The organism is Microbacterium sp. (assembly GCF_030149085.1).
GTDB lineage: Bacteria > Actinomycetota > Actinomycetes > Actinomycetales > Microbacteriaceae > Microbacterium.
Genome location: NZ_JASBSF010000062.1, coordinates 1 through 5,203 on the forward strand (window position 1 = coordinate 1; position 5,203 = coordinate 5,203).

The 5,203-nt window shown below is 63.8% G+C and carries 6 protein-coding genes; 3 read left to right on the plus strand and 3 right to left on the minus strand.

Annotated features, from left to right (window positions below; all coding sequences use genetic code 11):
- From Q1V87_RS02565 to Q1V87_RS02575, 3 genes are all read left to right on the plus strand, one after another.
- On the plus strand, positions 1-282 hold a 282-nt coding region (locus Q1V87_RS02565; protein ID WP_300590733.1), incomplete at its 5' end, for a hypothetical protein.
- Between the two features lie 100 nt (positions 283-382).
- Positions 383-1,198: a hypothetical protein gene (locus tag Q1V87_RS02570; RefSeq protein ID WP_300590734.1), complete on the plus strand. Its 816-nt coding sequence runs from the start codon at positions 383-385 to the stop codon at positions 1,196-1,198.
- A gap of 373 nt (positions 1,199-1,571) precedes the next feature.
- Positions 1,572-2,261, plus strand: coding sequence for a reverse transcriptase family protein (locus Q1V87_RS02575; protein ID WP_300590738.1), 690 nt, complete (start codon positions 1,572-1,574; stop codon positions 2,259-2,261).
- Positions 2,262-2,459: 198 nt separating this feature from the next.
- Here Q1V87_RS02575 and Q1V87_RS02580 read toward each other — a convergent pair whose 3' ends face one another.
- The 3 genes from Q1V87_RS02580 to Q1V87_RS02590 all read right to left on the minus strand — a co-directional run.
- Positions 2,460-3,116 carry a GntR family transcriptional regulator gene (locus Q1V87_RS02580; RefSeq protein ID WP_300590735.1) on the minus strand — a complete coding sequence of 219 codons (657 nt, stop codon included), beginning with the start codon at positions 3,114-3,116 and terminating at the stop codon, positions 2,460-2,462.
- 210 nt (positions 3,117-3,326) lie between these two features.
- Positions 3,327-4,652: an enolase C-terminal domain-like protein gene (locus tag Q1V87_RS02585; RefSeq protein WP_300590736.1), complete on the minus strand. Its 1,326-nt coding sequence runs from the start codon at positions 4,650-4,652 to the stop codon at positions 3,327-3,329.
- A gap of 25 nt (positions 4,653-4,677) precedes the next feature.
- A partial coding sequence (locus Q1V87_RS02590) for an SLC13 family permease (RefSeq protein ID WP_300590737.1) occupies positions 4,678-5,203 on the minus strand: 526 nt, incomplete at its 5' end.

Genomic DNA, 5,203 nt, shown 5'->3' on the forward strand with positions numbered 1-5,203 from the left:
GCCGCATTGCATGGCCGCGTCGAGCGTGAGGAGCGCGGGAAAGCTGCGCTCACCGAGCTGTTCGAAGCCCTCAAGGGCGACGAGACGCCGATCATCGTCTCGAACGTGGTCGATCGGATCGACGAGGTCGTTCGGGCCGTGCGGTTCGATGGGTGGCAGTCGACGATCGCCGGCGATCAGGAGGTGCGCAAGGCGCTTCGGCAGACGCTCTACGTGCAGTTCAAGATCCGCGACAACGACGTGTTCGAGAAGGCGCTGGGGTACGTGCGGGAGTACTACTGAGCGAGTGTTTGCCACGCGCCGCATTGCATGGCCGCGTCGAGCGAGAGGAGCACGCAGAGGCGTCGCAACCAGGTCAATGGGAGGGAGAAGCATGTCAGTCGTGTCCATGAAGCTCGACGAGTCCGTCGTCAACGTTTGCCTCGCCCATCAACGCTGCCCTCAGATTGGCAGAACGCCGTCTGTCGACTGTGACTGGCGTTGGATCTACGGGGTTGGGGTCGCGGTATACGAGTCGATCGAGGACCTGCTGGAACTTCGACAGCGCCTCTCGGTGGTGCGCGAGGGGATTCTGGCGCGCACCGGCATCGAAGACGCGCCTCGCATGCCTGGGTTCAGGGCGCATGGGTGGCATGCCACGAAGGACGGACCGGAGTTCGCCGAGCCTCTACTCAACGAGCTCGACCGGGGCGCCACCTTCAAGGGCCATGTCCGCTTCATCGTCACAGCGATCGCTTTGACATCGACGCAGAAGGACCAGGTCTTCGACTCGCTCTTCATCGAGTTGCTGCGAGTGCTGATGCCGCGGTACCGAGCGCATGAACTGATCGACATCGTCTTTGAAGCAGATCAGAGTCCGCTCTCGCGGTACGAAGCGATCATCGCCCAGACGCGACCTGGCACCGACGTGGCAGTGGGCACCGAGCCCAAGGGCGACTCTGGCCTAGCCATGGCCGACTACCTTCTATACGCAACGCTGAAGTATGTGGCGCGCGTGATGGAGTGCTGCCAATTGGAGGGCTGCGAAGTGCCGCACAACCCGCCCGAGGCGAACTCTGTCGATTACAGCCCCGAAGGCGGCGTCGAGCTTGCAGGCCATCTGACTGGTGGGGACCACGCACTCCGCATGTACAAGACGTTCGTTCGCAACATGTCCTCAGTCATCGAGCTGCCGGGCGTGGTTGGCCGTATCAAGTAATGGCGCTAGCGTTGGTTCCGCCCTTCGGGGAAGACGATTCGGTTGTATTCAACCGTCGAAACGTCCGCCCACAAGCGGGCGTCGGGCTACCGACAAGGTGCGATGCCTCGAAAGAGGTATCTGCCGTGGTATATATGCTTCCCCGGAGGGCACCTTGATTTCGTGGGAGTTGTTCTCCGTCCGAGCCCAGCTTTGGGGTCTGGAGCCCCGCTCGGTTGCCGAGTGGGGCACGTGGGCACGCAGCAACGAGCGATCCGTGTCGTTCCGAGCGAAGGGACGCTGGAGGCAAGCGCACCGTGCAGTAGGCCGCTTGGACACTGCCCATAAGCAGGCGCGCGCGATACTCGCGACCGGGTGGACGCCGTCTGAGGCAGTGCACGGGTTTGTTCGCGGAAAGAGCACCAAGTCCGCCGCCTCGGTGCATGCGGGATCGAGATCTGCGTTGGCGCTCGATCTTGAGGACTTCTTTGGGCAGGTCACGTTCGACCGTGTCGCGGACGCTCTGCGGGCCCAGTTCGACGAGCGTGTATGTGACTGGATCGAAGGCGCTTGTTTCCGGGAAGGTGCTATCCCGCTGGGCTACCGCACAAGTCCCGTGCTATCGAACCTTGCGTTCCACAGGATGGACGACGAGATCCAAGACGTTGCCGACCGGTACGGCGTCCGCTACACACGGTGGGTAGACGACCTCACATTCTCTGGCACAGGTGTTTCCGATCAGTTGCTCGCTGACATCAAGGGGGTGCTTGCCTCCGGAGGATGGACGGTCAATGATCGCAAGACCAGATTCATGCGACGATCACCCTATGTCCTTGGGCTTTACGTCGGCCACGACGTTGACAAGCCCCGATTACCTCGCCGGATGAAGCAGCGGATACTGATCGAGACGTATCACTTCTCGCGGCTCGGCTTTGAGCACTTCGCTCACGAAGGTGTCATGTCGCCCAGTCGCCTGTTCGGTCGCGTCGCCTACGCAAGCGTGATTGAGCCAGAGCTCGCGAAGCTGCTCAACGAACGAGTGAGCGCAGGTCACAGGATCGGTCGTCCTCCGACAACGCCTTAGGCCGCGTCTGCGGCGGAGCATTGCAGACGCGCCGTCGATCACTCTCACGGACAAAGTGCCGACGCGGAACCGCACGCGCAATCTGAAATGTCCATAAACTGAACCTGTCACCGATCCGTTCCTCACGCCCACGCCCCGGAAACACGCGCCAGAAGCGCCGAGTTCGGCGCGCGCATCCTGAGTTAGTGCGCGCCCGCGCTACTGCAGGTAGGGCTCGATGCGGTGATAGGCAAGCTCGAGGTGCTCGCGCATCGCTGCGTCAGCAGCATCCGCGTCGCCCTTGATGATCGCCCTTGCGATGTCCGCGTGCTCTTGAATGGCGTGATACCCGTCGATGGGCGCGAATCGGATTCGGAACATGCGGTTGTAGACGTGTGCCTGGTCCATGGCTTTACGAAGGTGCGCGTTACCGGCGAACTCGAAGATGAGGTCGTGCAGGCGGTGATCATGCTCACGGAACGTCGTCATCGACGCGTAATCATCCTGCAGGCGAACCTGACGAATGCTGTCGACCTCGTACTGCAGGCGCACCTTCCCCGTCCGGTCGATGCCCATCGCAGCCTGCCGGGCCGCGTGTGGCTCCAGCAGCCTGCGGAACTCCCAGAGGTCCGCGAACTCCGCGCTGCCCATGATCTCGGTGGCGAAGTAACCACGCAGACGTTCCTTCGTGACGAGTCCCTGAGTCTCCAGACGCGCCAGAGCCTCCCGCACCGGTGTCGATGAGACACCGAGGTCGCTTGCGATCTTGTCGATGACCATGCGCGAACCGGGAGCGATGTCGCTTTCCATGACCATCCGGAATAGCGCTTGGTACACGTGTTCTGCAATACCGCCGGATGCCGCCGTGTCATCCAACCGGGGGAGCGTGAATGCACCTGGAGCGTGCGGGCGCGCCGTCGACTCACTTGGGGCCGACCCTGGTGTCGCGCCCATTACGGAAGCCGTGGTCCCGTCGATCATGTCCGTCATGTTAGTGGCAGCGCGCAGGGGGGATTGTGCCCATCACACGAACATCGCGGGGCGCGCAACGGGCTGGCGCGCCCCGCGGTGTCGAGGATCATGCGATCAGCGGGCGCCGGTCACCGCAGCGCGGTCGCCGACTTCGACCCATCCGGCGCCGGCGGGGAACGTCCACTCGGTCACCGACGCGTCGTGCATCTCCGCGCCGACACCCGGACGCTGAGGTGCCTGGTAGCGGCCGTCACGGATGACGACAGGCTCGAGGAAGTGCTCGTGCAGGTGGTCCACGTACTCGATGAACCTGTTGTCCTGCGTCTTGGAGACCACCGCATAGTCGAAGAAGGAGAAGTGCTGGACCAGCTCGCACAGCCCCACGCCCCCGGCGTGCGGGCAGACCGGCACGCCGAACTTCTTGGCGAGGAGGATGTTCGCGAGGTTCTCGCTGACACCGGCGACGCGCGTCGAGTCGATCTGCATGACGTCGATCCCTTCGAGCTGCAGCAGCTGCTTGAAGATGATCCGACTCTGAACCGCCTCGCCCGTGGCGACGCGCATGGGAGCGATGGCCTTGCGGATGGCCGCGTGGCCCACGACATCGTCCGTGCTGGTGGCCTCCTCGATCCAGTAGACGTTGAACTCCTTGAGCTGCTCGAGCCACTCGATGGCCTCGGGCACGTCCCACCGCTGGTTGGCGTCGATCGCGATCGGGAAGTCGGGACCCAGAAGGTCGCGCACGAGCCCCAGACGACGGCGGTCGTCCTCGACGCTCCCGCCGACCTTGAGCTTGATCAGACCGAACCCGTCATCGACCGCCTCCCGGCTGAGGCGCACCAGCTTCTCGTCGCTGTAGCCGAGCCACCCGGGGGATGTCGTGTACGCCGGGTAGCCGTCACGCTCGAGTTCGGCGATGCGCGCTTCCTTGCCGTCCTGGCCTTCGCGCAGGATGGCGAGGGCCTCGTCGGGGGTGAGCGCATCGGTGATGTGGGTGAAGTCGATCGCTGCGACCAGCTCCTCCGGCGAGAGCTCGGCGAGGAACTTCCACAGCGGCTTGTTCGCTCGGCGCGCCGCGATGTCCCACAGCGCGTTGATGACCGCTCCGGCGGCCATGTGCGAGACACCCTTCTCGGGCCCGAGCCAGCGCAGCTGCGAGTCGTGCACGAGCGAACGCGCGGCGGCGCCGAGGTCGCCAACCAGAGAGTCGAGGTCCTTGCCGAGGATGCGGGCGCCGAACGACTCGATCGCCTTGACGACGATCTCGTTGCCGCGGCCGCCGGTGAAGACGAGGGCGAAGCCCTCTTCACCGTTGTCGGCGGCGATCCGGACGTAGGCGGCGGAATAGTCGGGATCGACGTTCACCGCGTCGGACCCGTCCAGCTCCAGCGAGGTGGGGAAACGAACGTCGCTGGTCTCGACGGACGTGATGACGGCCATTTTCATGGTCCTTTCTTTGTGAGAGTCAGCCGAGCGACCCGAACAGGCCGGGCAGCCACTCGGTGAAGAAGGGGAAGAAGGTGATCAGGATCAGGACGGTGAGCAGGGGGATGAAGAACGGCAGCACACCGCGGATGACCGTGCCCAGCGAGACGCCGGTCACACTCGACACCACGAACAGCACCAGTCCGACCGGCGGGGTCAGCAGGCCGATCAGGAGGTTGAAGATCACCACGATGCCCAGGTGCACCGGCGACAGCCCGTACTGCTCGGCCATCGGCGCGATGATCGGGACGAGGATCAGGATCGACGGCGTGACGTCCATGAACGTGCCGATGACCAGCAGAAGCACGTTCAGCATGATCAGGAAGACGATCGGGTTGTCGGTGAGCGACAGCACCGCGTCGGCGACCAGCTGAGGCGCGCGCTCTCGGCCGAGAACCCAGCCGAACAGCGCCGAGCCCACCACGATCATCAGGATGGTTCCCGACGTCTCGGCTGTCGAGATCGTCATCGCCTTGATGTTCTTCCAGGACAGGGCCTGATAGATG